Genomic DNA, 26180 nt, shown 5'->3' with positions numbered 1-26180 from the left:
ATGCAACCATGAAATGACCAATTAATGGTTTGGTGATGTAATTACTTCGCCGTTTTACAATTCCCATGAGCTGAAGGATAGATGCAAATGATTAAATGGATACGAATGATATTGTCTTCAGAATACATCCCCTCTGTTATTTTGTTCATTTTTCTTGTGAAAATGGATTTTTCAATAATATCTAATTGGCCACTGAATCAATCGCCCGATAATAGGCTTAAGCTAGCGTTGTTATTTGTGCATTTGGTGATTGTATTTGCAATTCTCTCGCCTATCATTAGCCGATTATTGTCACAGTTCGGTGATGAGAAATTAAAAAAATTCATTGGTCTTCCTGAAGTTGGGAAAAATATTACGTATATTGATTTTTATGATTTTTTAAGTGGGCTCGCTTTATCAGCATTTTACTTAACTATTCTTCTCTTTTCATTAAAAGAGGTTTACGAAAAAACCGGGTGGGTGATCGCTGGGATATATGCTTTTCTTATGTTTGTTTCCTCTATATCAATTGCAGTATTGTCGTTGGTGAGATATATATGGTTATTTACTAAGTTTAATAACTATGCATACTATTCTGTCGCATTACTAGCGAGCAGTATGTGTATGGCGGTTATTGGAGTAGCGATGAATATGGTTTCATGATTCCTTCTAGTATATGCTATCGGGCGATTTAATGGTGGGAATAAAAAATTTTTTTCTCTGGATGTTTTGTTAATAGTTACATCTCGCGTTGTCGTTCATGATAGAAATATTAAGAATGATATTTAGTTCACGCAGATATACTAAATGTAGGTACAGCGGTGATTTTCATTTGTCCTTATATGACTACTAATACGTTGTAGGTAGGCGGCCTACTTCTCGCGGTGAGTTCAACTGAGCGATGTAACACCTCATCCATTTTATGAATATCGTTCCAATTCCAGTTGTTGCAGTTCATCGAGAGTATAGATACGAAAAACGTTCCGATGACGTGCCTCCAGCGGAACATGCTGATGATTCACGATGACGTATTTTATATTGGCAAACAGCAGTTCAAGGGCGCGTTTTTTCTGTAGGTCTGGCACGATATAGAAAACGTACATCCACTGCTTGTGGGTACGTGCCAGTAAGTGGTTGGCGATAATCGTCTGGTAGCGCGCTTTGGTTTTCAGGTGTCTTTCGGTTTCGATAGCAATGACTTTGCCGCCCGGGAGTGTGATCACCCCATCCGGGCGGTGTTTTACCTGATATTGTCTGACAAAGCCTGAACGGTCACCGTTTATCCAGCCGGAAGCGCCTTTCTTCTCCAGAATCAGCCGGGCTGCCTGATTATCCAGGTGATGTGCCAGCGTCCAGCCCGTGATTTTTGAGGGCTCGAAGCGAGCCGGGAAGATATCATCGTCAGGGGTTAACACAACGGCCAGCCCGTCATTGGTGATCCCCCATAATGAAATTTTTATGTGGGGTAATTTGAGCACAACTTTTTGGATTAACCCCAGCCCCACGACTTTTGCCAGCAGCGTATAAAGCGACTTGTGGTCTTTGAAATCAAACAGCAGCATCAGCATTTTAAAGTCGCTGTAGGTTTCTTCTTTCAGAAAGCACAGTAATTTTTTTATCTTCCCGCTATTCAGTGCGGTGCGTTCGTCCGGTGTTGAGATAAGCATTAATCCTCCTGATTATCGGGTAAATATGATCCTGCTTCATCGGATGCCGGCGTTGCTGTACTTTCTTCTTCATCACTGAAAGCCAGTGCGATTTTTACCGTCGCTGCAGTGGCAGCAATATCAGAAGAAAGGGAACAAATCTCCAGCGTGCGTTTCTTCACTCTGATGGGAGAAATCAACGAGGCTGTGGGCAGGGCATTTGTCGTAAAGATGAAACTGACAAAGTCGGGCAGGTTCAGCATCATATTACTGTCGATAAAAAAGCGTTCCGCCTGCCTGATGCTACGTTCACTGTCGATGGTCTCTGTCAGTACTGCATTGGTTTGTGCCTTGCGGATTTCATCATCGACCAATATGGTGCCGGACATTCTCGCCACCCATTCAGCGGTATCCGGATCCATAACACGATAAACCAGTTTGAATTTGGCGTTTTCAACGACAGCGCCAATAACTGCCTCACCGTTCAAATCTGCCGGGCAGTCTTTTAGATCGGCGATGGATTGATGCGCCATGATGATATGTACGCCTTTATCCCGGGCCGCCCCCAATCCCTCCAATGCGGGTTTGGATAAATGGTATTTCAGTTCATCGAGAAAGATGGCTATGGGGCGGGGCGCTGTATTTATCCGGTCGCGTCGCTCGGCTAACTGATAAAGGCGAACCAGCAACATGCGTTGGGCGGTAATGATTTTGCTGTTGCGCATCGAGCCGATGACATAGCAGCAACCGCCTTCCTCAAAAGTCTGTTTAAGTGCATATCCTCCCGGTGCGTTGATGGCATTGAGTAATGCCAGCTCTTCTATCTTGCCGTAAAAAGCTTTCATGTTCTCCGCAATGCCCTGAACATAATCACCGTTATAAATATCCCGGAGGGTAGCCTCTGGATGGTGGCGGACAAATTGTGCCGCCATCCGTGCTGCCTTTCTGTCATCGATACGGTAAAAGTCGGACTCCTGACCTTTCTCCGCCAGACTGAATCCTGCAACAAACAATTCCTCCAGTTCGTCATCGGTAATATCCTTAATGAGATTTAACTGGTAATGCTGTTTTCGCAGGTCAATCAGGACAAAGGGTTTACCAGCATCCTCACAGGCTTTGCGGTAAAGATGCGGTGCCCATTCATCGTCTTTAGGGTCCATAATAAATACGCCTTCACCGGCAAGAATACTTTGATAAAGTAATATTCCGGTGACAACACCCTTACCGGCACCGGTAGTCCCGATAATATCGGCATGTTGCTTTTGCCAGTCTTTTAACGGGAGATACATGGGGTGTTTCTCCCGATTTAGACCGATGAAGATGCCGTTGCTCAGGTTGATATAACCCAGCGGATCATAATGCAGGGTGTCAGGCAGGAGTGACTTTACCGTGCGGATATCCGTTCGCAGCGCTCTTTCAAGCGTTGTCTTTTTGACGAGACGTGTCTTTATCCTGTCCAGTTCCGGTGTTAATACCCGGCGCAGCATAATATGAAAAATGATCCCGGTTACGGTGAAAACCATCCGTAGTGACCAGACCAGTACGGTGTTATCACTGGTGAGCCTGATGTTATACAGCCACTGAAAAAATTCGATAACGACCGGGACCATTGTGCCAGAGAAAAAACATAACAGGGAAAACCCCATAATCAGTTTTTTCCATAACACAATATGTTGCCGACCATCGCTTTTGAAGGCCAGTAAAAAGGGCATGGTCAGACCCGAGAATAAGGCCAGCAACAGTTGATAAGCTTGCGTGAAAGCGATAAAGGTCAGTGCGCCATTGACTAGCGGAGAGAGTGAGATGGCCAGTTTATTTAAAATCATGGAGCCTCCTTCGTGAGCCACTCGCCCCAACGCATTGCCCCGGCCATTCGCCCCACGGTGTTGGGCGAAGAGGCAGGGCGAGCGCATGGGGCGAAAGCGGGTGACCGCATTGCGATCATGTGCCGGGAGGTATACTTCCCGGCCCGAACGGCGTGCGCCAGTTCATGCGGGCTGGACGCCCTTATTGCCTGACGCATGGGGGTAATGTCGCGGCTGGACGCCGCACCAAAACCCCCAGGGTCAAGGGCGGCACACCGTCGCGCGCTACGCGCGACCAACCCCTTTAAGACGGTCGCTTTGGCCCTTTATTTCCCTTGCGCGTTCCTTGCAACGTGAAATAAGCGGGAAGCGAACCTTTAAAGGGGTTGGTCGCGCCACGCTACCGGCTGTTGGCCGGAGACTTAGCGGCGACGGTGTGCGGGGCTGCGCCCCCCAAATAAACCGACGCGTGGGCGCGTCTTTTTGCTCGCTGGGGCGGCAAAATTTATTTGGCTCCCCCCGGCCTGCTCGGTTCCCTGGGGGGAACGCTCGCCGGTGGGTGCGGGCGACGCCAATTAGCAATTTCTGCGAAATTGAATTTACTCGCCGCACGCCACTGATTAATTCATGCAGAACGCATGAATTAATCAGCCTGAATAACAGCGTCACAGACCCTATTACGGCAGGTTAAATGGCGGTCCTTTAATCTGCTGTACTATCGCCATCTTTCCTATGTTGTCTGTTGAGATAGCGCGAAGGCCAGATCGTCTCAGGACGAGTATGTAAGGCTTCTACGATTAATTGTTCTCCCTTAGGCCAATGGCGGAATAACGTATTTCCCCAAAGTAGATGAAGCCAGCCCGGCCCGTCGGGAAAATGCTGTCAGTGTTGTGCCTTTCTTTGTTAAAACAGCGATGATATCTGCCGGATGGCCACCGAAAGCGCCTTAGGTTGATGCCTGCCAGCGTCAGTGAAATGGCTTATGGTGGGACGCGGAAAATAAAAGTAGGCTTAAAATCATCAAACGGAGCTGAGGGCAGGCGAATTTATAACTGCTGGCTTAGAAGCGTTGCCGGAATCTGACTCTGGTGCGATATCGCCAATTCGGTACTGGTTCTCACTGTACTTTGATTTTGTCCTTAAGAAGGCATCCAACATACCCGTTGATAGGCGTTATGCTGACCGCTGCATTCCGATTTTTTATCAGGCATTACAGGGTGTAAACAGCGCAGGAATAACCACCTATTGAGGAACCAGATAGGTCAAGATCGCTAAACTGCTGCGGATAACCTTCAGAGTCCGCGCTAATGAAAAAGGCCAACAAAACTACCTTCCCGCACGATGCGACGTTTAAGCAGTTTTTGACGCATCCAGAGTCCGCCCGAGATTTTATACAACTGCATTTACCTGAGAAACTATTGGCGCTTTGCGATCTCACCACCTTGAAACTGGAGTCTGGCTCATTTGTTGAGGATGATTTAAGAGCGTTTTACAGCGATGTGCTTTACAGCCTACAGACCCGCGCGGGAGCCGGGTATATCCATGTGTTGATTGAGCACCAAAGCAAGCCGGACAAGCATATGGCATTCAGGCTGATGCGCTACGCAGTTGCCGCAATGCAACGGCACCTTGATGTGGGAAACAAGACACTGCCTCTGGTGATCCCGATACTGTTTTATGCGGGCAAGCCGAGCCCTTGCCCGAACTCCACCAACTGGCTACAACTGTTCGACGATCCGGCTTTAGCTAAGCAGCTATACAGTGAAGATTTCCCGCTGGTTGATGTGACGATCATTCCTGATGAGGACATCATGCAGCATCGTAGTATGGCCGCGTTGACACTGATACAAAAGCACATTTGCGAACGGGATTTGTCTGACTTGATGGACCGGCTGGTAACGATTATGCTGACGACTAACATGACCAGACAACAGGTCATATCGCTGATAAATTACATGGTACAGGCAGGCAACACATCAAATGCTGAAGCTTATGTAAGGCAACTGGCACAACGGGTGCCGCAACATGGAGATGAACTGATGACCATAGCGGAACAGTTGGAACAGAAGGGTATTGAAAAAGGCATCGAACAAGGCATTGAAAAAGGCATCGAACAAGGCATCGAAAAAGGTAGCAAAGAAGGGCGGCGTGAAGCCACGTTGAACATCGCCCGCGAACTGCTTCAAAACGGTGTGGAGCCGGATATTATTATGAAGTCGACGGGCCTTTCTCCAGAGGAATTAGCTGAGCTATGGCATTGATGCGAAATGCTGCGAACGCTGCTAATAGCGTGTACCGCAACATGGAGATGAACTGATGACCATAGCGGAACAGTTGGAACAGAAAGGTATCGAGAAGGGTGAGCGCGAAGCAACGTTGAAAATAGCCAAAGCCATGCTGGAAAACGGTGTGGAGCTGGGTATTGTTATGAGATCGACGGGCCTTTCTGAAGAGGAATTAGCTAAGCTACGGCATTGATGCAAAATGCTGCGAACGCGGCTAATGGCCTGACAGTATCGGAAGTGACGATGTAATTAATTGAAATATATAATCTAATTTCTGATTCAACCTTTCTAAGGTGCCTATACAGGTGCCTGAAAATTCCTTAACTCCTTTTTAAGGGTAAATAAAGGAGGAATAGCGAAGAGGGCTAATATCACTCACGTGCCCATCAGCGCGGTAGCTTTCCTTGCTCTGAGAATATTGGTCGCGGTCAGGGAGGGCGTTTGCTCCTGGCATATAAATTCTTTTCGGTCAGTGCGTACCCGTTCATAGCCGTCCATCAGAAAGTTCACAGCATCAGCAAGCGTTTTGTTAAAAGTGATTGTTAGCCGCGCGAAGGGACAATAATGATGAATGCGTTAAACATAAGCTGGAAACCTGAATTCGGTACAGTTTTCACTTGGTTTGCGATGGATAAGCATGGAAAAATTGCCGTAATGGTTAACAACTGCTTTGGCGATCTGCCGAAAGCGCTTTTATCAATCAATGATGCCGAGACATTACTCGACCAGTTGAACGAGTATTTATGGGAAGAATCTGAACAATTTAATGTCTATCCTGAGAATAAGAGTGGTCTGACTGTGTCAGATCTCTATTCCGGTTTAAGATATAGCCATATGGCGAGCAGAGAACAATTTGAACAATGGCTCAAACAGCGATCTGGTCATGAACAAAAAATCGGGGAATATAATCTCCCCTCAGTAAAGGGGTTTTTTGTCTATCATGGGATTGAGGGAAGTTTCGAAGGCGAAGATTATCTTGCTGGTTATGAAGGTAGCACGAAAATGGGTGATTACTTTCGCTTCTTAACGCCTACAGTTTATGGTTCGATAGGCGATTTTCCCAGCGAGTTACATCGTGGCATTGTCGTGTCAGATGTCGTCGATTTTACCATGGATAGACTGTTTGATAACGCAAAAATCAACGACTACTTCCCCCGAATGTACAGTGAATGTGGTGTGGCCTCAGCGTAATGCTAAGGCTTATTTTTACTCTGGTTGAATAAAGCATTTAGATATTACTCCCTCTCATCAGACGATCTGAATAGCCCAGCGATTGAGGAAATGACAGTGAAATTTTTACGGCTAGCTAATCTTGCTGCGATAGCTCTTTTAGCGTCAGGCTGCTCCATCATGCCGAATAACTCCTTTTTTATCCCACCAACTGAAAAAAATGATTCGCCATGGGTACGTGTCGTAGATAACACCGAGCAGACCAGTATCTACCAGACGTTGAACGGCAAACGCATTGGCGGTCTTATTCGTTCCAGTGAATGGGTTTTACAGAACACCCAGGATCGCGGAATGCCAAAAATATCTGGAGAAAAATACGATATTGACTATTACGAAACGCCATTAATGCCGGGTCTTGAAACCGCGATTGTCAACGTCTATGTGGAAAGTAAATACTCATGCCTGATTACCGCTAGCTTTATTCCGGAAAAAGGCAAAAAATATCAGTTCCAGTTGGAGTCCGATACCTTGAACTACCAGTGCCGCGTACAGGCCAGCGAGATTGTGAGGGACAGTCATGGTCAGTGGAAACGTGAACCTCTACAGAATGTTCGCTACAGCGCGAAAGAGGGAAATGGCTGGCATCCGATGCACAGCGGTAGGTGATCATAGCGATTGCCTCCTTACTCTTCGTGATAGCGGATCGCTGCGAGCGTGTCCTGATAATGCTGGCGACTTTCCTTGACACTGTTTTCATCCAGATTAAATCCACGTCTGGCCGCTTCCTGGGTAAATGTCAGCTTGTCATCTTCATTAAGGGTGTCGTACAGACCAAGCAACCGACACAGTACGCGGTAATGATAAATTTCATAATAAAGTCCACACCCGCGTACCTCCTCGTGTTCAATATCTCGAATAACGCAGTCGGCGCGAAGAAAATCACCCCGCAGAGGTGACCAGGGATGCTGAATAAAGCCGGGTTTTGTCATGATGGTTATTTCTCCTGGTTAACCCCGCAGACGGCCTAATCGCGTGATTATCTGGCGGATAATGGCCGGGTCTGCGGATGCGCATTCCGCTAAATAGGCCTGGCGCGCCTCAGCGGTGGCAGCGGGCAGAGATCCCCAGCGGCTCTTTTTCACAATATTGAAAAAGGCCCGCTCGGCGGTGTGGCATTCACTGCCGGTATCGCTTCCGGTTATTTTTCCGTACAGGCATAACACCGTTTCACAGGCGTCAGCGGCGAAAACCGATGACGTAAATAGCGTGGAAGCGCAAAAAACAATCGTGGAGAGTGTGGGTTTCTGCATCGTGATCTCCTCCTTAATGACGGTTCGTGCTGTTGAAGGTTTCCTTCATACCTTTCAGATGCAGCGGTTTAAAATAGATATCACCCATGCGGCGAATATCACCGTCGATATTCACGCTGACGATAATATCGACACTGTTCAGCACCTTGCGTAGTAGCACATCAAACGGGATGTTGTGGCAGTCGGGATTTTCGTAGCAGCGATCGATGATCCCTTCAATACATTCTCTGGGGCTGCCCGCATGCAGTGAGGTCATCAGTCCCTGATGGCCGGAGCCGATTATTTTTAATGCGTCCCAGGCTTCCTTGCCGCGTATTTCTGCCAGCAGGATGCGGTCCGGATTCATGCGGTAATTGGCTCGAATCAACCTGCCGGGAGTAATGATCGCCTCCTCTCCGGCATCTGCCGGGTAAAACAGGTGCACATAATTGGTGTGGCGATAAAACTTGATTTCCGGATTGTCTTCGAGGGTGATCAGCCTGAGGTGCAGCGGAATATAGTGCAGCAACATTTTCATGTAGGTGGTTTTACCTGAACCGGTTTCACCGACAATAAAAAGGGTCTTGCCGTATTCCACTGCCTTTTCCATAAAACGGGGAATATCGCCCCGGTGATAGTATTGCGTCAGCGCATCATCGTGGTTTTCCTCCTGCTGCTTATTCGTTACCCGGTGATAAAACCCGTTATCGATATACAACTGATGGGCTTTTTGTTCAAAGGCGGGCTTGCGCAGCGTAATGGAAACGGTATCACGCTCGCAGGCCGGAGGAATAATCACCTGAACGCGCTCACCGGATCCGAGTGTGGCAGAAAGGATCGGTGACACATCATCAATATTGTCCTCGTGCCAGGCGGCCAGCGCGTTGGCAAAGGCATAACACTGGCGCAGGGTGATGGCGGCAGCGTGCCTTTGCCATGCTCCGTATATTTTGGTGTGGATCTCGCCCGGTCGGTTAATGGCGATTTCAGTCAGTCCTTCAATCGGCAGTAGATCACCGAACAGTTGCTGTTTCATAAAATCCAGCGACAGGTTTTCAGCGCCCATATCTCCTCGCTTTCAGCCGTAACTGATAGATGGATGAAAAATCAATATCCGCACCGGTCATGATGCCGATGATGTCCCCCTGATTCAGATAGAGCGTCGGAGGGATGCTGATGCTGTTCTCCAGCGTGATTTTTGCCATTTCGGCCGTGGCGGCACGGGTGTTTTCGGTGTAATCGGTATGGCGGTCTTTGCCCGGTGCTGCACCTGCGGCTGCGGCGGCCACATCCTGCACCGTGCTCAGCATCAGCGCATTGCCAAACCGTTGCCAGAAATGGCTGTCGATCCGGCCCGCGATACCGGCTTCGCCCAGTTGGCCAGTGACCTCGGTATTGGTCAGCGGTATTTGCAGGCTACCCGGCTCCGGCGTGCGCAATTCGGTCCAGATAACAAACATCCGGCTGCGTCCGTGCTGCAATGCGCCGGTGCGATAGATCCCCCGCGCCAGCGTGCCTGCCGGGATCAGCCTGACGTGGTTGCTGGCGCTGTAGACGTCCTCGCCGATCAGGCAGGAGATCCTGCCGCCCACCTCGGAAACGAAACGTCGCATCATCGAACAAGGGATATAGCGATCAACCGGAATATACAGATCAGGATCGAGTCCCAGTCGCCTGACATGGGTGATAGAGGCTAAAGTCGCGCTGCTATGGGTACTGTCTGGGGGCGACGCGTCCTGTTCATTGGGGTATGGCTGCTCTTCTTTGCCCTTAACCAATGTCACTGAGGGGACGGTCGAGCTGCGCTCTGAGGGGGCAGTGGTTGTACCGGCGCTGTCGGCCAGCGCCGCCGCCTTATTTAACCTTGGTAGCTCTGGGGGCAACGTGGCGGCAGATTGGTTGGCCGACGCTGTGACGGATGGCGGTGTCTGTTGTCCGAAAGGGTTGCTGTCCATACCCAGACCACGGCGCGCATGTGCTGACGCAATCCCTGAGGGGGGCGTACTTCCCGCCTCTTTCTTACCACCGGTTTTCAGCGTACCAAAAAAGCGACTGCCGCCCAGCGACAGCGCTATCGATAAGGCCAGGCTCAGCAGAATGACAATCAGTGTGCGATGCCCGGAGGGCTTGCGAAAACGGGCCACTTCAGGCTGGTTGGGGTCATGTCGCTGCTCTTGCGTATGTGGGGTCCTCTCGGCACGCAGGCGTGTGCGGGCTTCTGCTTCCCTCTCAGCAGTGGTTTTCCCAGTGTCGGTCGAAGGCGTATCGGTCATTTGGCCTCCAGTTCGACGTCTGGCGACACGGTGTCACCCCTGGTCAACGGCCTTTTGCCAAAGGCGCTGTTTTCAATGCCGACCACGGCGTGCCCGTAGCGCAACACCAGTTGCGGCGAAAGGGCACGTAGCGTCAGCACGGTGTAGCGGCCTTGCTGCATCACCCCGGGCGTGACAACCTGCTCCTGACCGTTAACCACCAGAAAAGGTGCAGGCAGGGTTTTCGACGGTGAAAAGCCGAGATAGGTAAAACGACCATCGTCATAGGCGAAGTCAGGTGCGATAAAGGCGGCGTGTGCGGCTACCCGTTTGGTGTAATCCCAGTTGCGCGCTGTGCCCGACCGGCTGAATGCGGCCGCGATACGCTGTTTCTCTTCCTGCACGGTTTTTTGCTGCGTTGAGCTGGCCGCCGTTTGCCGGGCATCATTTGGGTAGTGGTAGCGGATAACGAACGCCAGCGCGGGCGTATCCTGATCCAGTACCCTTAGCTCCATGCTGTAAACGCGTTTGCTGGTCACCACAATCAGATTGGTGTTCCAGTCCTTGCCGGTCGGCAGAAACACCTGATTGACGCCGTTGCCCGGGGCATCGGTGACCGGCTGGCTGATGGGCGTGGGGCTGACGTCCACCCGGTTGCCGTTTTTGGTGACCGTCCATCCTTTGGCAAAGCCCGTTTGCGCGTCGATAACCTGTTCATCATCGTCAAACAGCAACGTGGTGAGATAGCCGGGGCGGGTGTTCACTTCGGTGGCATTCTGGCTGTTGTAGGTGACGTTTTGTATCCGGCGATCGTATCTGCTGCTCTGGGGCACCGAGGCGGCCCAGACGCAGGACATGAAGAGAAGGCCGAGGGGCAGGATAATGTTCAGCATCATTCTTTCCTCAACTCTTTATCGCGTTGGTAACTGGTGACGATAAACCCGAGCGGGTTTATCTCGCGTTGGCTGTCGGTCAGCGCTTTGCGAGGCAGGTAACGGTAGGTCAGGCGGATATTCCAGAAATCGGTTTTGACCGCGTTATCGGCAATGTGCCTGAGGGTGCGTTTGACGCGAAGGGTAGCGAGATTATCCGGCTGGGTGGCCGGGGCATGGACATTGGAAATAATGTCGATCTCCACCCGGTATTCCGCTTTATTAAACAGGATATCCGGTGCCTGTACGCCATTAAATTCGTCCAGATAATCCCGGTTCACGCTGTCGCTGTTAAATAACTGCACCTCGTCGTAATCGCGCTGAAGTGAAAAATAGTTATACCCTTCGCGCAATGTGACGTACTGCGCTGAGAAGGCATGAGCAAGGGCATCCTGGGTGGCAATATCCCGTTCCTTAATGCGCGTCATATATTCATAACGCCCGGTTTGCTTATCCACCGACCATAATTCAACGTCGGTGGTTTTCAGCGGCAGCAGCAGAATGATGGCAATGAGCGCCAGCGCGGTCAGCAGGGAGCCTGTCGCTGCCAGACGCCAGGCGAGCTTTATTTCGCGGGCCTCTTTTTCCAGCATGACGTTTTCAAAGCGGCGGGACGAGGCGATGATTTTTTCGGTTTCAGACATGAGCGGTGACCTCCTGAATGATGGCCGGGGAATTGACGGGCTCCCGGTCACCGGAGACCGGCGGGAGGTCGTCGTTATGCTGTGCGCAGCCGATAAGCGCGCACAGCAGCAGGAGAAACAGGCTGGGTTTCATGGCAACTCCTTCGATGATGAACGTGACCCCACCGCGCCTGACGGCGTGGTGCGGGTACGGTGAGGGAATGGGGGAGAATGCTTAGCGGTGACGTTGCAGGTTGAGGTGTTTCATACTTTCGATGGACGCGGCGCGTTTTTGCCAGGCGGAGATCGCGTTGCCGGTAGTGCTGGCGATAGCCTTACCCGCTGTAATACTGCCTTTTGCCACCAGTCTGGCTGCGGACGCACCTGCTTTGAGGGTTGGCCTGGTGGCATCAGCGGATTTTCTTATTCCGCCGCCGATGCCCGCCATCGCTGCACCCTGCAATGCCGCGTGAACGGCGATGCTGGCTAATGCACTGGCGATTTTTGCTGAAAAGAAAATGATGATACCCGCAATGGCTCCGGCAATGGCGCATTGCGCGCCCAGCGTGATGATATTGGCATTGTCGGCGAAATGCGTCGCCTCATCGAATACCCCGTTGAGATAAGTGATCACAATACGTATCGACAGTGCGGAAAACATCACGGTAAGAATGGCGGTGAAGATAATTTTCAGCCAGTTATTAAACATCGGGATCAGAAAGCCATACAGCAGGCAGAAAATAAACAGCGGGGCGGTGGTGGTCATCAACAGAATAGTGATCTCAGCGAGCAGGTTAACGGCGGTACCCAGCAATAAGGTAATGAGCGCACCGCCCCACACCAGACCTTCCGCCAGACTGCCATTCAACTTCAGGTAGGTTGATTCATCCCGTTGATAGAGCTGTTGCGCAATAACCTGGGTCTTTTCCCACACCGTATCCAGTAATGCCCAGACGTTGTCATTGCCGCTGACGCCCTCCCGCAATCCATCTATGGCGAGCAGGGCAATATCCAGCCAGCCGCCGAGATTTAACACGAACGTCATGACTAACGCCATGCGTCCCATATCCCAGGCGATATCTTCAAACGGGGTCTGGCGTTTTCCGGCGAGCGTCTGGTAGCCGCGATAAGTGATAAACAAGGTGAATGAACTCACGGCGATAACACGGATCATATTGCCGTACACAGCGGTTTGCCCCTGTAGTACGGCATGTAACCCGTCAGTGATGGCCTTGTCCATTCCGACAAAGAGACCTGCTGACATGGGGACCTCATTGATTGAAGTTGGGAACCGGGGCGTTCTCCTGGCTGAGTTGAAACCGTGCTTCACGCACATTGCGGCAATCCTGAGAATCGTCACCGGAATATTCACATTCTTTATATCGGACGGTTAATTCATTCGGGTGCGCCTTGTACCACGCTATTGATTTGGGAGAATCACACCCTGCCAGTAATAATGTAGCGAGCAGGGCTGGATAAAGGAGAAAAGGGGTTTTCATGGTTGACCTCTCAGTGATTAAAGTCAGGAATGGGGGCGGTGGCTTGCTGCTTGTTGAATGCCTGCCGCCGTTGCTGTTCCAGCAATGCGGCGCGTTGCTCAGTTTGTTTGACGGTCATCTCCCATTGGTGAGTCAGTACGTTTAATTGCACACTTCGGGCCGCTATGGCATTGGCCAGATCCTGTGATTCTTTGGTGTCTTTGGCATCGGTGATGCGCGCGGATAACAGGGCTATATCGCTGAGCGCGTTGCCGATGCGTGTTTCAACGTCACGGGTATTCTCAATCGCGAGCGCCTGATTGAGGACGATTTGCCGACAGATAGCCTGATAGTAGTCAGAGGCGTTGGCCGGGTTGCATACATTGAAAGCCTGATATTTGTCGTACAACGTATTCAGTGCGGAGGAATATTCCCCGTCCGGCTGGGTCAGTAACGTATCGAGTGAAATCCCGTTTTTGCGTAACGCATCAATATCGGTTTTAAGGTTTCGGGTCTCGCTGAGAAAACCCTGAATATCGCGAATGCCGGTTGCGGTGGCTAATTGCTTTTGATAGGCATCAAGCTGGCTTTTATAGTGGGTGACGGTCTCCTCCCATTGCTTTAATTCCTGAGTCCACTGTCTGATGGATTCGGCGTTCTGTATGGTGTCGAATACCGGGATGCCGCCGCCGATTGCCGGTAGGGCAATAAACAGCGACAGCGCCAGCATGGCGTGTCGGACAGGCATGATGATCACCTCTGTGGTGGTGGTGTCAGATGGCTAATGCGAGGAATTTTTCTTTCCATTCTCCGGGTGGCATGCCCGGCTGGTAGAGCGTGTCAAAGAGCTTCAGGTTGTCTTCCGTCCCACTGAGCAGTTTGGTGAGTCTGCCGAGGCCGGACAGGTCCATTTTTGCCAGCGCGATAAAGGGGCGGGTCTCTCCGGTGTGTAACGGTGTTTTCACTACCACCATGTAATGCTCGCCGGGATCGAGGTTTCTCACGATGTCGTAAACGCTGTCCGGGACTTTCAGTTTCTCTACGTAATCAACACGGCTGGCTTTCGGGTTGGCGAGAAAGAGTTGTGTGCTGCACTGTTCAATAATGGCCGGGGCAATCGGGTGCCTGACGATCTCATCCGGTGACTGGGTGGCTGCGATAAAGATGCCGTTCAGCTTGCGGATCACCTTGAGCATGTTGAGCGAGAAGGTAGAAAACTCGATGTCGGCTAGCCACTTCCAGAATTCATCCATAAACATCACCAGTCGGCGACCGTCCAGCAGGCCGGTCACGCGGTACAACAGGTAACAGGTGACGGGCCCGCGAATGTCGTCATCATCGAGAAACTCGGTGCCGTCGATACCAATATTATCGCTGTCACCGATGTCAAAGCTGTCCTGCTCGTTGTCGAACACCCAGCCGAATTCACCGCCCTGTGCCCAAGGTTTCAGGCGGATACGTAACCCGTTGGTTCTGGCCTCTCTGGTGGGCGCTTCGGGCAGTACTTCCAGCAGCCGCGTGATACCAAAGCGGCGGTATGCCTGCGGGTAGTCCAGCATGATGGTTTCCACGGCGGTGCTGATCCGTTGTTCGTCGCGCGGATCTAACGGCGCGTCGTTGCGACGGCACAGCATGCGTATCAGTCGCTTGATAAAGCCGATGTTGCGCCGGGTGGGGGCCAGTGAAAACGTGTTAAACCCGGTCGGAACTCCTGAGCGGATCCGGAAGTAATGGCCGCCCATCTGGCGGATCGCCATCTCCGCTGCCCGATCTTTATCAAAATATACGGTGGTCAGTCGTTTGATGGTGGCCGATCCGGCAAACGTGGCCGGGTTACGGTATTTCTGCATCAGCTGCTGCAACACGGTCATCAGCAGGGTCTTGCCTGAGCCGGTTTTACCGATAATGGCGGTATTGCCTGGCGTTTTTTCGTTGAAGTCATCGCGCCCGACCTGACTGTCATGCAGGTTGAGACAATAACCGCCGCCACCGGGCGATGTCAGAATAGCGATGGCTTCGCCCCACGGGTTGCCGTCACGCTTGTGGGGATGAAAGTTATGCAAGCTCGCCATGTCCGCATAGTTCTGGCTACTGATGACCACCAGTCGGGGGCGCAGGTGATACACGCCCGGCAGTTGTGCCAGACAGGCGGCAGGCAGCGACTGGGTGGACAGGGTGGTCATGATACCGAGATCGACAAAGGGCTGGGCCAGCGCATGGGTGTCCTTGACCACCTGATCGGCATTGTCGGCCGATACCAACAGGGAAAAGTGGTATTTCCCGCACGACACATGCCCTGACTGGAGCAGGTCACGCAACACAATCAGCTCTTCATGTTGTGAGAAGGCGTCATCCTCGGTGGAGCTCAGCCGCTTTTCTGCCAGCCGGATATGCTGTTGTGCTTCATCGCGCGCCATGCAGGTGAAGGACTGCGTAAGAACGTATTCGCTTTCGGCATACAGCAGCGCATCCAGCAATCCGGTCGCGGTTTCCGGCGAATAATCCTTGATTTCCAGAGCGCGAAAGAAACGCGAACCCCACAGGGTGCGGCATTCGGCGGTGTCGGTACTGAAGAACAGGTCTGGTGTGCCGAGCAGGTCATAAAACGGGGTGCGGGTTACTGCCACCCGCTGCCATTTTCCGCTTATCAGGCGGTGATAAAACGACAGCTGTGAAGAGTACACCCGGCGCTTTTCTTCGAACAAACCCAGCGGTTGTGCCTGATAACGTGATAACGCGGTCGAGAGATTTTCCCGGTATTCCAGCATCACGTTTAAGGCCTCATCAGGTGCTGAACGGGGCGCATAGCAGAGGGTGAAAAAAATACGATGTCGCCAGAACGGTTTGTCTTTAACCGGTTGGTAATAACCTTCGGTCACGTCATCTGAGAACGGGATACCTGACGTGGCGGCAAAGGCATCGTGGTATTTTTCCCGGATACGGTGCACGTAAAACGTCACCGCCAATCCCTCATACGCGCGAATGACGTTATTAAGATGATTTGCCATTAACGTCAGGTGGTGCTCATGCTCACCCTCGAAAAGGGTTCCGCCCACTTCCCAGGTGGCAACCAAATCGCCGTGACGGTTTCTGATGACCTGCGGGTGAACGTGGGAGGAATAGGGCAGGTATTTATCCAGCGTGATGCGTTGGTTTAATTTCATCGTGTGCATAAACTCCGAGATATCGACGGCATCGTATTGCCCGGCCAGCAGGGCATTTGCGCCAAACCGTTTATTGGTGGCAAACCGCCCCCGGGTTTTAAACGCCAGCCACAGCAGCCCGAAATAATGCATGTCGGCCCTGGCTTTCACTTTCATTTCCACCCAGACCGGGATCAGTAACAGCGCGAGGTAATAGCTGAGATAGACCGACAACAGAACGATAAATCCACTGACGATAACGAAGGGCACCAGAGGAATACCCATGATGGTGGCGGGACGGGTAAGTGCCTTATTCAGGGTAGTCATCGGTTTTCTCCTATGACGCCCAATAGGCACCGAAGCCGGAGGCACCGACAATCAGGATGGCCCCAATGATCACGTTGCGCATGTCGTGCAGGCTTTTGCCGTCAAACAGCACCTTGTAGCCAATCCACATGGTGGCTAACGTGATGGTGGCTGCGGCCAGACCGAGCAGGCCTGCGGAGGTATGGTTCAGCGTGTCGTTGGCTTTGGTAAAACCGCTGTCAGCGGCCAGCGCCTGCGCTGAAATGAATAGGGTGATGAACATCGTGGTCCAATATTCTCGCTTGTGCATGGGGGCGGCTCCTTATTAATGACAGATAACGGCAAGGTATTGAGGCAATAAACAGGTCACATCCCGATCCTGCATTCCGGTTCTAACGGGTCAGCGAGGACATTCAGCGGCACCCTGAATTGTGGTTATGTGACAGCCCGGTCCCTGTTGTTAAAGAGCGATACTTTACCGAGACGAATAGACATCCCTGTGGTTCTCCAGACTTTGCTGGCGAGAGTAGGGTGCGCTAGGGGGAGCTGTTTCGATAGGGGAAACTCAGATTGGAAAAGTGAAAGAAAAAAGGGGAGTTTTTAGAGTGGGTTAGTGGTATTAGTTCAGATAGGGACTGATGTTTTTGTGGTTTAGTTGCGCGCTTAATCTGGTCGGCTGCTTTGTATCAGAAGGGGGAATTAATGGCTATTGCTGCATGGTTAATAGGTTTCACCGCTTGAATGTATCAGGCATTACCTAAAATGCGTTGTTCAGAGGATGACGGTTGAAGAAAATTTGAGAACATATCCTCTGATATATCTGTTAAATGTGTTGTAATTCACTTTTTTCCTTTTCGTGAGCATAATTTAATTTCCTATCTCGCTGGCATCTGTTATAAATGCTAAGTATAAAACTCAATGGGGTAACTTGATTGTAAACAGACCTTCTATGAAAAAAATATGGGGTTCATTAAACTTCGGTGTCGCGCATTTTTTATTGTTCTATATGGCAGTGCTCTTCGTTACGCCGCAGACCACACAGCTATATCCCATTATTGTTTGGTTAGGGATGATTATCCTTAGCGGACAAATCGTGCACTTTTACTGGAATAAAACATCGTTTAATCAATCTGTCACTCGATTCCGGAATAATCATAAAAAAACGCCAAGAGCGGCATTGCTTTCAGCATTGCTATTTTTGGTAACCTGTATTTCCTTTGATATTTCCAATTATACCAGCATCGTCATTCCGAATGCGCTGATCTTTATAACTGCACTGTCAATTATCTACACTGTCGTATCTCATATAAAATCGATCGATAATAAAGAAAAAACAATGGCTCTGAGAGTAAAACTAGGAGTTAAATATTCATGGCTAATCGTTTCATTGATCTCGTACTATCTCGCACGTTCACTAATATCTAATTCGTTTGACATTCCTTTTGATACTACACTTAATAAACTCATAACGGTAGTTGCAGCTTTATTTTTAATTTTTATCTTCTATTACATTATTTGGTTTGTTTTTATTACTATCTTATCTTCTATCACCTCGCAAGCAAAAAGAATAAAAAGAAATCCTTCTTTTAACATGACCTATTCAATGTCTATTTTTGCTCCGCTGTATATGATTGGCTATATTTCATGTATCGCACTTGATGTACAGGCGCTGTCTATCTTAAAATTTGGTTTCGAATTGGCTATGAAGTATGATACGCGCGATACGTTTTATTGCAATAATGAATATATGTTGCTTGGCGAACATCCTGATACCCGTTTTATGTTTATCTCTGAAGGAAACTATCGCGCATTAATACCGCATGATGATGACTTTACAATCTATCGTTTAACCTGCACTAATAGTGAACCTTTCTATTATCTAGTTAAAGTAAAAGATAAAAAAGACCTCATGTTAGCTGCCTTGGAAAAGCGGGCAGAGGCGCTTTCCAGTGATATGAAGGCGATAATGTCCTCGAATGTTCGATGACAAGCATCATTGCGGTGAAGATAGTTTTCAGACGTCGCCTTCCAGTGTGATGTGCTGATTATGGCCGTAGAAAATTCACACATTGTTTAATTCTGCACGCAATAACGTTTCAAACGCATTACGTGCGTGATGAAGGTCTATTCTGCTATTTTTTATAAAGTAAGTTTGTACGGGAAATAACTCGCTAACTGTATACCCCCTGATATTACCGGTTCTTTTAAACTGCTCAAAAAAGCCAGCAGGTACCAGCGAGACACCTGTACCGGAACTGACACACCCAAGAATAGTTCCATAACTTGCAATGCTGGTGATATCGACTGTGATCTGATGCTGATTTACCCAACGCTCCAGGGCCTGGCGGTAAGGGCACCCGTGAGGCCACATGTAAAGGTGTCTACCTTCTAGATCCTGAGGCGCTGATATCTTTCCTGTAAAAGGAGAAGCAATCAATACCAGTGATTCTTGGTGGGCTTTCACATAAGTGATATCCGGATGGTCATCCTTTGTCGCGATAACCGCGCAATCGAGTTTAAGTTCGGCGACATCGCTGACTAACTGTTGCCATGTCCCTGTACTGAATTGCACCTGGACTGCGGGATAGCTCTGGTTGAATTTTGGAAGAACCATCGGTAGCCGTCCTGTTGCTGCAGATTCGATAGCTCCGATCCGCAGGACCCCTCCAGGTTCTGATGAGGGCTTAAGTGCCTGGCGGGCTTCCTGGCAGTAAGTCAGTATTTTGCTGGCGTACTCCAGCAGTATTTCTCCCGAAGGTGTGATGACCAGTCCGCGCCCCTTACGGATGAAAAGAGAAACACCCAGTTCCGTTTCCAGGAGCTTGATTCTGTTTGTGATATTTGAGGGAACACAGTGCAGTCTTTCGGATGCTCTGGCGATACTACCCTGCTCGGCAACGGTTTTAAACATTTTCAGCTGAGATATATCCATCCCTTTACACCTCACTAAAAGTGAATAATTAACTCACTATAAGTCAGTTGTAGTGTATTAATCAATCACCGTACAATGCCTGGAGGTGGAATCAGATATTATTTGAAATGCTGTAATAAAAAAATAACTTTATCATCCATTTTCCAATAAATGGTTCAGAGGTCTTTAATATTTTTAGTTCGTGAATAACCGAGGTGGATATATGATTTCATTATCTATGCAATGTAGTAATGACATATCAACTAAACCTTTTTCTATGCAGGAACTGGGGGAGGTATTCGTCGATGGTTTGCCTGAACATATCGCAATGTTAAAACTGCCTGGTCGATGGATAGCCGGAGATGCTCGCAGGCCACCCATCTCCGTGTATATTGAACATGTTAAAGAACTTCAGAATATGATGTACGACGTTCTTTGTCATGAAATAACCCAGGAGGCTCAGGCTTATGCGGAAGGGACTTTTCTTGCCTTTCTGAAAACGGAAAAAGTTGAACCCGGAGTCCTCAGCTTTTTCAACGGCTGGAATGAAACGCACAAAACGACGAGCCTGGTATCCGGAAAAATAATCATGCGTCTATCCGCTGACGCACTTTACATTTCACAAGAAAATCAGGCTATCTATCATAACGTGCTGGCCCATATGCATGAAGTATCAAAAGATGACTTTGGTCTTGGTCAAAAGGGGCATGACGGAATGTATAAATATATGACAAATGCTTTTGGGGCTTCAGCCTGGGTTGATGATCAATATAAAATCAATGAGTGTAATGAATTCTCTGATTTCCTCTACAATACCGGCATTGCAAAACATAAGTCTGCAATGCATTCTACTGAATATCAGCAGTCTGTCGTGGATGCCATGATGGTCTCTGTCGCATCTGAACTCTGGAACGGACGCGAATACAATTTTCTTGCCCAGTTTATAGAGGGGAAATTATTGTCCTTTAATGCGTCGTTAAATGAGGACACCAAAGCGCTTCGTAACGCCAAAGGTTACGTCATTGGGCATGCCGGGGAGGTAGAAAACAGGCATGGTTTACATGCGCTGGCCGCGTTACAGGCCTTTAGTCGTATCGCGAAGCTTTCATTCAATACAGAACGACTTAAGCATGTCATGCTTGATTATAACAGAAGAGTTGGCATCGCCTTTTCTGCATTACAAAACGTTCTGACTCACTGAAATAAAGAACTTGCTATCGTATTTTTCGTTGTCTGTTATGAGGCAGGAAACAATGCTCAGGTGTTACAGAAGAAATAAATTTAAAATATGTCTTTAATGCATTTGCGGGGGCTGTAATAAGTGTTGAATATTGATATTTCTCTTTTTGCATTGGGAGGCTTTGCTTTCTGTGGTGGCCTGATCGATGCTGCGGTTGGTGGCGGAGGGCTTGTTCAAATTCCTGCTCTCATTCATGCTTTACCTAGCTCCAGCCTGGCAACGATTTTTGGTACCAATAAATTGGCAGTACTACTCGGGAACACATTTTCTATCTCTGGGTATCTCCGCCGGGTAAAGATTATATGGAGACTCATTATCCCAACAATGGGTGCCGCGTTTATTTTTTCATTCGCTGGAGCATACACTGTCTCTCTTATACCAAGAGAGTTTATGGAGTATCTGATTTTTGTAATTCTTATTGTTATGGCAGTCTATACCTTCATAAAAAAGGATCTGGGACGGCTACATGCTGATATCAGTATTGGTCTGAAAGAGATACTGTTGGGGATAGTGTTAGGCGCTTTTATCGGATTTTATGATGGCATCTTTGGCGCAGGCAGTGGAAGTCTATTATTGTTTGCTTTTGTTAAATGTTTTGGCTTTGATTTTCTGAATGCATCTGCATCAGCCAAATTAATAAATCTTGGGACTTTTACTGCCGCACTGTGTTTTTTTGTACCGTCAGGGAATGTATTGTGGGTAATAGGAGGTGTAGTCGGTATTTGTAATGTTGCAGGGGCTGTTACAGGTGTATTTTTAGCCTTGCGATATGGTAGTGGATTTATCAGGGTCTTCTTTCTTATACTATTACTGTTTCTCATCGGGCGGATGGGGATTTCCATTCTCTGAATCAGTCTGAAAGCAAGTTCCAGACTGTATGTTTTTTTGATTAAACGGTATAATGGATATGAAAAATCAGCCGTCTTCAGTACAATGTCTTCTATAGAAAATTCTGTATCAGTAGTGTTTTTCCTGAATTTTTTTATCGTGCGCCATTCGTCATCTCAATCCGAGCTTAAATAACCGACTCATCACGCTGGGTCTCAGGCTGATAAAAATAAATCGTCCTGTTTAACGATTGGGGTGAAAAAATTTCTGCCTAACGATTAAGTAGTTCTATACGACGAGGAGTGTTTCGTACTTTTTTTCGGTTATCCCTGCATAAACGCATGCTCATATTTTTAATTTCCTGATGGTTAAATTAGTTATGGTTTTAGACAAATGATTAGTATTTTTTCGATGTACTTTACAATGAATAGTTTCGCTGTAATCAAACTACCTGCTTAGCACAAGAACGTCCGCTCATAGCTGCTGAAAGCAGCTAAATGCTAATCGCAAACATTAGCGCTCTGGCAGTTTTAAAGATGCGCTGTAGCGATCTTTGGTGATAGCGCCACCACTTTGGCTTGTCGTTAGGCTATGATGAATGTTTACATTTTTCTTAGGAAGCATAGATGGATATCACTATCTGCAAACCATACGAATATGATGATTTGGCTGATATTTTTATCGAAATGGAAACCTACTATAACCAAAAACTTTGCCTGTCCAGGAGTGACATGTCCGCTTATCTGAAGGATAAGGTCTTTGCAGTTGGCTCCAGTACTGAAGTTCATAAAGTGGTTTGTGATGGCGTCATCGCTGCGTTTTCATGTGTTTCAGTGATGTACCCCTCGCCACGTTTCAGTGGGCAAATGTTTATCAAAGAGCTGTTTGTTTCTGCTCCTTTCAGAAGGGCAGGAATTGGCAGAAAGCTGATGGGTTTTATCGCAAGCCGTGCTCAAGAGCAGGGGTGCTTTCAACTCGATTGGTTATCGGTGGCAGCAGATCCATTGGCGCAAAAGTTTTATGAGTCTCTCGGTGCTCAGGTTATCAAGAGCGTTAACTACCATCGAGTTTTTGGTCAAACTTTAGATGAGCTTGCCGGTGGTGTCGACTGAAGTATTCAAGCAAAGCCACTCCTTGTTGATAAACACACCAAAATAATAAGCCCGCTTTACGCTCTTGAGGGGCAACCATACTGAGGGGCTATGCTAAAAGAACTCATAAACGCCTGCCTCCCAGTATCCTTTACCGGCACGGGTACGCTTTTTCCAGCCCAATGATATCAATTCATTAGCAATAAGACGGTTCATAATTCCGTGCCCTATCAGCAGCACGGGCCCGGTGTTCTCTCTGGCATGCTCTACCAGCATACCTGTAGCTTGATGTGCGCGCCTTTTTGCCATCGCTAAAGATTCCGCCTTTTGTGACATACCGCAAAGCCACATCAGACGGAAAAAAATAACCCAACTGAAGGGAGATAACTTAACAACAGGGATCAGATATACAGGCAACCCTGCTTCCCTGAATACGTTATCGATTATCTCAGGCTCAACATTGAGATTGCGTGCAGAAGACATTGCTCTGGGAAGGGGGCTGCTGAAAACCACTAACGCCCTGTGAGCCTGCACTCGACAGGCTTCTGGTGGTTGATCACTGCCGATACAAGAAAGATCGTATTGCTGAATCCAACTGGCCATTTCATGCGTAGTTACTTTTCGGGCACCAGTAAAACTGGGTTTACCGTGACGCATCAGAATAATTTCCATCGGCTGGCTCATCCTTTTATTAACGCCTGGTCAGAAGGTGAAAATATTTATCTGTGTATTCTGACGAGAAATAGTTTGAGTTTGCAACTTCATCGTGTGCAGCCATTCTACTGTAGGTGGTGTGGCTAACAACGCTTACATTCAATCTGGGTCTGGCAATCAATACACGTGGTCACACCGGGCAAGGTCTGGCGGCGTTTGTCTGGAATGGGGTCACCACAGCGTCGGCAATGAAATAGCGAAGGTGTTACAGCTGGTTTAAAACGGTTTTTTTCAATCATTGCTTCCAACTGCTGCTCATTAAATTCCTGATCGCGGTCGATGTCATCCGGCATGCGCTTTTCTCCTGATTAACGTCTCCTTTTCACAACGAGTGATGCGATGCCAGACGGCAGTAAGGCTCGGAGCATCACTAACACCAGAGAGTTCTTCGGTGATTTGCATCATGGTATCGAGTGCGTGGAGTGATTCGATGTTCTCCGTACCTTGCTTTTGCCAGCGTAGCCAGATAGCGCTATCGGTATTTTCATCCGGATGCGGCGTTCTTCCCTGCGCAACTCGGATACCGAGCAATCGGCGACGGGCGCACGTTTCGTGACAGGTAAGGCCAAAATACCGGTTTATAAGTTCAAGTGAACCGCCAAGCGAAATTGCCCGGTTAATTTGATGCTGAAGTTCCACCTCTTTACCGGATTGGATCAGAAGACGGTGCAAAGCCTCATGGTGAATTCTCACATTCATAAACTGGGTAGATGCTCTGCTGATAATAAAAAATTCATCCAGTGTCATTCGGTTGATCGCTATCATTTCATCGTGATTGAAACCTAATTTTTCGCAGTAACGAATGTTCCCATTTTTTAACGCGCGCAAAACATTAATCAATATGATGTAGTTGAGTGAGGGGATCATGGCTATTCATCCTCCTGATTTTTACTTGTTTTAAACACAACAACGGATGGGGTGTCATTTTTTTCTCCTCAGTTCACAAAGTGCCATGTGTATTAATACAACAACACATAAGGCGCAGGAGAGAAAGTACATGAACCCGTATTAAGGATCATTCAGTGCTTAATACGGGTTTTGATGTCGGAGCATTTGAGATAATTAGGGAGTAGATCATATTGTTAGTGAATAATAAATCCAGCCATCAGGTGAGGTTCCGGACTATTAGGAATACCACCATGTTATTTAATGATTATTTTATTTGAACCGCTAAGGGATCTACCAATAACAGGCTGGCGATGTGAACAAATTCAACCACATTTATCCTTCTTTCTCCGTTTTCAATATTCAACGTTAGCGAATACGTTAGCCCGACACTGGCCCAAAGGAGAACGCCTGATTGCCGATGCGTTAAACACACAACCGGAAAAATCTGGCCTTAGCGCTATCGAAACATTCAACGTAGTCATGGTGGACAAGGAGAGTTGTGGGTCAGTGTTTTGAGTTCAGCGCTCCTGACGGGATACCTATTTCATAGATATTCCGTCAGGAGCCAACAAGCGCAGCGCGTTAGCTGCTATCACATTCTCTTTGACGAAGCTGAGAGGTCAGGATTGTTAACATCGTGACAGACGATTTATTGAGCCTGGCGCAATGAAAAAGAGCAGCAACACGCCGACGCCCCATGATGCGACTTTCAAACAGTTTCTGACCAACTCGGATACCGCCAGAGATTTTATGCAACTGCATTTGCCTGGCGAATTGCGGGAGTTGTGTGACCTTACCACTCTGAAACTCGAGTCAGGCTCTTTTATTGAAGATGACCTGCGCGCCTACTTCAGCGATGTGCTCTACAGTGTAAAAACGCGGGTAGGGGAAGGGTACATTCATGTGCTGATTGAGCACCAAAGCTCAGCGGACAAGCACATGGCATTTCGCCTGATGAGATACGCCATCGCGGCCATGCAAAAGTATCTTGACGCGAAACACAAGACATTACCGCTGGTGATCCCGATACTGTTTTATGCAGGCAGCACCAGCCCCTATCCGTATTCCACCAACTGGTTAGCCGGATTTGATTACCCTGATGTGGCTGAACGGCTTTACAGTAAGCCTTTTCCGCTGGTTGATGTCACAGTGATCCCGGATGATGAGATCATGGAGCATCGCAGCATGGCAGCACTGACTCTGTTGCAAAAGCATATTCGTCAGCGCGATCTGGCGGAGCTGATGGACAGACTGGTAACGCTATTGTTGGCGGGTTACATGACCAGACAACAGACGATATCACTGGTAAACTACATGGTAGAGGCAGGAGACGCGTTAGACGTAGAGGCCTTTGTCTTTGAACTGGCACATCGGGTGCCGCAGCATGAGGAAGAACTGATGACCATAGCGCAGCGATTAGAGCAAAAGGGCATGGAAAAAGGCGGACGCGAAGCCATGCTCAAAGTTATCCGCAATATGCGACAGAATGGCATGGATGATGCCGCTGTGATGAAATTGACGGGATTGACAAAAGAAGAACTGGCAAAGCTCCGTTAAAAATTGTTTATCAGGTACTAACCTGCTTGCTGAGTACGGATAC

At 48.6% G+C, this 26180-nt stretch carries 28 protein-coding genes and 4 pseudogenes; 12 read left to right on the top strand and 20 right to left on the bottom strand.

Annotated features, from left to right (window positions below):
• The first annotated feature begins 87 nt into the window (after positions 1-87).
• Positions 88-642 carry a hypothetical protein gene (locus J5067_RS07550; RefSeq protein ID WP_264650787.1) on the top strand — a complete coding sequence of 185 codons (555 nt, stop codon included), beginning with the start codon at positions 88-90 and terminating at the stop codon, positions 640-642.
• 257 nt (positions 643-899) lie between these two features.
• On the opposite strand, the gene mobC is transcribed toward J5067_RS07550, so the two are convergent.
• The gene (mobC, locus tag J5067_RS07545) at positions 900-1646 is read right to left on the bottom strand and encodes a MobC family replication-relaxation protein (protein WP_264650786.1); all 747 of its coding nucleotides are present in this window, start codon (positions 1644-1646) and stop codon (positions 900-902) included.
• Complete coding sequence (locus J5067_RS07540) at positions 1646-3451, bottom strand: type IV secretory system conjugative DNA transfer family protein (protein WP_264650861.1); 1806 nt, start codon at positions 3449-3451, stop codon at positions 1646-1648. Before J5067_RS07540 ends, mobC begins: the two co-directional genes overlap by 1 nt.
• Positions 3452-3463: 12 nt before the next feature.
• Between J5067_RS07540 and J5067_RS07535 the strand changes: the two genes are divergently transcribed.
• Entirely contained in the window at positions 3464-3643 is a 180-nt protein-coding gene (locus tag J5067_RS07535) for a hypothetical protein (RefSeq protein ID WP_264650864.1), read from the top strand.
• A gap of 489 nt (positions 3644-4132) precedes the next feature.
• Here J5067_RS07535 and J5067_RS07530 read toward each other — a convergent pair.
• Positions 4133-4386: pseudogene (locus J5067_RS07530) on the bottom strand (helix-turn-helix domain-containing protein).
• A 351-nt stretch (positions 4387-4737) separates the two neighbouring features.
• Between J5067_RS07530 and J5067_RS07525 the strand changes: the two are divergent.
• The gene (locus tag J5067_RS07525; protein WP_264650785.1) at positions 4738-5691 is read left to right on the top strand and encodes an Rpn family recombination-promoting nuclease/putative transposase; all 954 of its coding nucleotides are present in this window, start codon (positions 4738-4740) and stop codon (positions 5689-5691) included.
• A 28-nt stretch (positions 5692-5719) separates the two neighbouring features.
• Positions 5720-5908 (top strand): annotated as a pseudogene (locus J5067_RS07520) (Rpn family recombination-promoting nuclease/putative transposase); the annotation flags it as partial.
• A gap of 182 nt (positions 5909-6090) precedes the next feature.
• Here J5067_RS07520 and J5067_RS07515 read toward each other — a convergent pair.
• A pseudogene (locus tag J5067_RS07515) lies at positions 6091-6240 on the bottom strand (TA system toxin CbtA family protein); the annotation flags it as partial.
• 39 nt (positions 6241-6279) lie between these two features.
• On the opposite strand from J5067_RS07515, the gene J5067_RS07510 reads away from it, so the two are divergent.
• Both J5067_RS07510 and J5067_RS07505 read left to right on the top strand, forming a co-directional pair.
• Positions 6280-6906 carry a hypothetical protein gene (locus J5067_RS07510; RefSeq protein ID WP_264650784.1) on the top strand — a complete coding sequence of 209 codons (627 nt, stop codon included), beginning with the start codon at positions 6280-6282 and terminating at the stop codon, positions 6904-6906.
• A gap of 96 nt (positions 6907-7002) precedes the next feature.
• The gene (locus J5067_RS07505; protein ID WP_264650783.1) at positions 7003-7551 is read left to right on the top strand and encodes a hypothetical protein; all 549 of its coding nucleotides are present in this window, start codon (positions 7003-7005) and stop codon (positions 7549-7551) included.
• 17 nt (positions 7552-7568) lie between these two features.
• Here J5067_RS07505 and J5067_RS07500 read toward each other — a convergent pair whose 3' ends face one another.
• The 12 genes from J5067_RS07500 to J5067_RS07445 all read right to left on the bottom strand — a co-directional run bounded on the left by J5067_RS07500 (position 7569) and on the right by J5067_RS07445 (position 17218).
• Positions 7569-7874, bottom strand: a complete 306-nt coding sequence (locus tag J5067_RS07500) for a hypothetical protein (protein WP_264650782.1) — start codon at positions 7872-7874, stop codon at positions 7569-7571.
• A gap of 18 nt (positions 7875-7892) precedes the next feature.
• On the bottom strand, positions 7893-8195 hold the full coding sequence (locus J5067_RS07495) for a TrbM/KikA/MpfK family conjugal transfer protein (protein ID WP_264650781.1): 303 nt from the start codon (positions 8193-8195) through the stop codon (positions 7893-7895).
• A 13-nt stretch (positions 8196-8208) separates the two neighbouring features.
• Positions 8209-9240: a P-type DNA transfer ATPase VirB11 gene (gene virB11, locus J5067_RS07490; RefSeq protein ID WP_264650780.1), complete on the bottom strand. Its 1032-nt coding sequence runs from the start codon at positions 9238-9240 to the stop codon at positions 8209-8211.
• Positions 9230-10447 (bottom strand): VirB10/TraB/TrbI family type IV secretion system protein, encoded by a 1218-nt coding sequence (virB10, locus tag J5067_RS07485; RefSeq protein ID WP_264650779.1) that lies wholly within the window; start codon positions 10445-10447, stop codon positions 9230-9232. The genes virB11 and virB10 overlap by 11 nt, the downstream gene beginning before the upstream one ends.
• Positions 10444-11322 carry a P-type conjugative transfer protein VirB9 gene (virB9, locus tag J5067_RS07480; RefSeq protein WP_264650778.1) on the bottom strand — a complete coding sequence of 293 codons (879 nt, stop codon included), beginning with the start codon at positions 11320-11322 and terminating at the stop codon, positions 10444-10446. Before virB9 ends, virB10 begins: the two co-directional genes overlap by 4 nt.
• Positions 11319-12002 (bottom strand): virB8 family protein, encoded by a 684-nt coding sequence (locus J5067_RS07475; protein ID WP_264650777.1) that lies wholly within the window; start codon positions 12000-12002, stop codon positions 11319-11321. The genes virB9 and J5067_RS07475 overlap by 4 nt, the downstream gene beginning before the upstream one ends.
• Positions 11995-12135 carry a hypothetical protein gene (locus J5067_RS07470; RefSeq protein WP_264650776.1) on the bottom strand — a complete coding sequence of 47 codons (141 nt, stop codon included), beginning with the start codon at positions 12133-12135 and terminating at the stop codon, positions 11995-11997. Before J5067_RS07470 ends, J5067_RS07475 begins: the two co-directional genes overlap by 8 nt.
• An 81-nt stretch (positions 12136-12216) precedes the next feature.
• Complete coding sequence (locus J5067_RS07465) at positions 12217-13245, bottom strand: type IV secretion system protein (protein WP_264650775.1); 1029 nt, start codon at positions 13243-13245, stop codon at positions 12217-12219.
• A gap of 7 nt (positions 13246-13252) precedes the next feature.
• A complete protein-coding gene (locus J5067_RS07460; protein WP_264627651.1) occupies positions 13253-13480 on the bottom strand; it encodes an EexN family lipoprotein in 228 nt (75 codons plus the stop codon).
• Positions 13481-13490: 10 nt separating this feature from the next.
• Positions 13491-14207, bottom strand: coding sequence for a type IV secretion system protein (locus tag J5067_RS07455; RefSeq protein WP_264650774.1), 717 nt, complete (start codon positions 14205-14207; stop codon positions 13491-13493).
• Between the two features lie 25 nt (positions 14208-14232).
• Positions 14233-16929 carry a VirB3 family type IV secretion system protein gene (locus J5067_RS07450; RefSeq protein WP_264650773.1) on the bottom strand — a complete coding sequence of 899 codons (2697 nt, stop codon included), beginning with the start codon at positions 16927-16929 and terminating at the stop codon, positions 14233-14235.
• A gap of 10 nt (positions 16930-16939) precedes the next feature.
• Positions 16940-17218, bottom strand: a complete 279-nt coding sequence (locus J5067_RS07445; RefSeq protein ID WP_264650772.1) for a TrbC/VirB2 family protein — start codon at positions 17216-17218, stop codon at positions 16940-16942.
• A gap of 639 nt (positions 17219-17857) precedes the next feature.
• Between J5067_RS07445 and J5067_RS07440 the strand changes: the two genes are divergently transcribed.
• Complete coding sequence (locus J5067_RS07440; protein WP_264627748.1) at positions 17858-18895, top strand: hypothetical protein; 1038 nt, start codon at positions 17858-17860, stop codon at positions 18893-18895.
• 75 nt (positions 18896-18970) lie between these two features.
• Here the strand turns inward: J5067_RS07440 and J5067_RS07435 are convergent, their stop codons facing one another.
• Positions 18971-19840, bottom strand: a complete 870-nt coding sequence (locus J5067_RS07435; protein ID WP_264627930.1) for a LysR family transcriptional regulator — start codon at positions 19838-19840, stop codon at positions 18971-18973.
• 202 nt (positions 19841-20042) lie between these two features.
• Here J5067_RS07435 and J5067_RS07430 point away from each other — a divergent pair, with 202 nt between their 5' ends.
• From J5067_RS07430 to J5067_RS07420, 3 genes are all read left to right on the top strand, one after another.
• Positions 20043-21020: a hypothetical protein gene (locus J5067_RS07430; RefSeq protein ID WP_264650771.1), complete on the top strand. Its 978-nt coding sequence runs from the start codon at positions 20043-20045 to the stop codon at positions 21018-21020.
• Positions 21021-21140: 120 nt separating this feature from the next.
• A complete protein-coding gene (locus J5067_RS07425; RefSeq protein WP_264650770.1) occupies positions 21141-21908 on the top strand; it encodes a TSUP family transporter in 768 nt (255 codons plus the stop codon).
• A gap of 605 nt (positions 21909-22513) precedes the next feature.
• The gene (locus J5067_RS07420) at positions 22514-22999 is read left to right on the top strand and encodes an N-acetyltransferase (protein ID WP_264628068.1); all 486 of its coding nucleotides are present in this window, start codon (positions 22514-22516) and stop codon (positions 22997-22999) included.
• Positions 23000-23092: 93 nt separating this feature from the next.
• On the opposite strand, the gene J5067_RS07415 is transcribed toward J5067_RS07420, so the two are convergent.
• The 3 genes from J5067_RS07415 to J5067_RS07405 all read right to left on the bottom strand — a co-directional run bounded on the left by J5067_RS07415 (position 23093) and on the right by J5067_RS07405 (position 24559).
• Positions 23093-23650, bottom strand: a complete 558-nt coding sequence (locus J5067_RS07415; RefSeq protein WP_264650769.1) for a histidine phosphatase family protein — start codon at positions 23648-23650, stop codon at positions 23093-23095.
• A 125-nt stretch (positions 23651-23775) separates the two neighbouring features.
• Positions 23776-23985, bottom strand: a complete 210-nt coding sequence (locus J5067_RS07410) for a TraR/DksA family transcriptional regulator (protein ID WP_264628482.1) — start codon at positions 23983-23985, stop codon at positions 23776-23778.
• Positions 23975-24559, bottom strand: coding sequence for a DUF2857 domain-containing protein (locus J5067_RS07405; protein WP_264628483.1), 585 nt, complete (start codon positions 24557-24559; stop codon positions 23975-23977). The genes J5067_RS07410 and J5067_RS07405 overlap by 11 nt, the downstream gene beginning before the upstream one ends.
• Positions 24560-24940: 381 nt before the next feature.
• Between J5067_RS07405 and J5067_RS07400 the strand changes: the two are divergent.
• Together J5067_RS07400 and J5067_RS07395 are read left to right on the top strand one after the other, a co-directional pair.
• Positions 24941-25035: pseudogene (locus J5067_RS07400) on the top strand (helix-turn-helix domain-containing protein); the annotation flags it as partial.
• A 211-nt stretch (positions 25036-25246) separates the two neighbouring features.
• Positions 25247-26137, top strand: a complete 891-nt coding sequence (locus tag J5067_RS07395) for an Rpn family recombination-promoting nuclease/putative transposase (RefSeq protein WP_264650768.1) — start codon at positions 25247-25249, stop codon at positions 26135-26137.
• The last annotated feature ends 43 nt before the right edge of the window (positions 26138-26180 follow it).

It is taken from the genome of Candidatus Symbiopectobacterium sp. NZEC151 (assembly GCF_025962655.1).
Lineage (GTDB): Bacteria > Pseudomonadota > Gammaproteobacteria > Enterobacterales > Enterobacteriaceae > Symbiopectobacterium.
The sequence above is the reverse complement of the archived record's forward strand: the minus strand, read 5'-3'. Positions and strand labels throughout refer to the sequence as shown.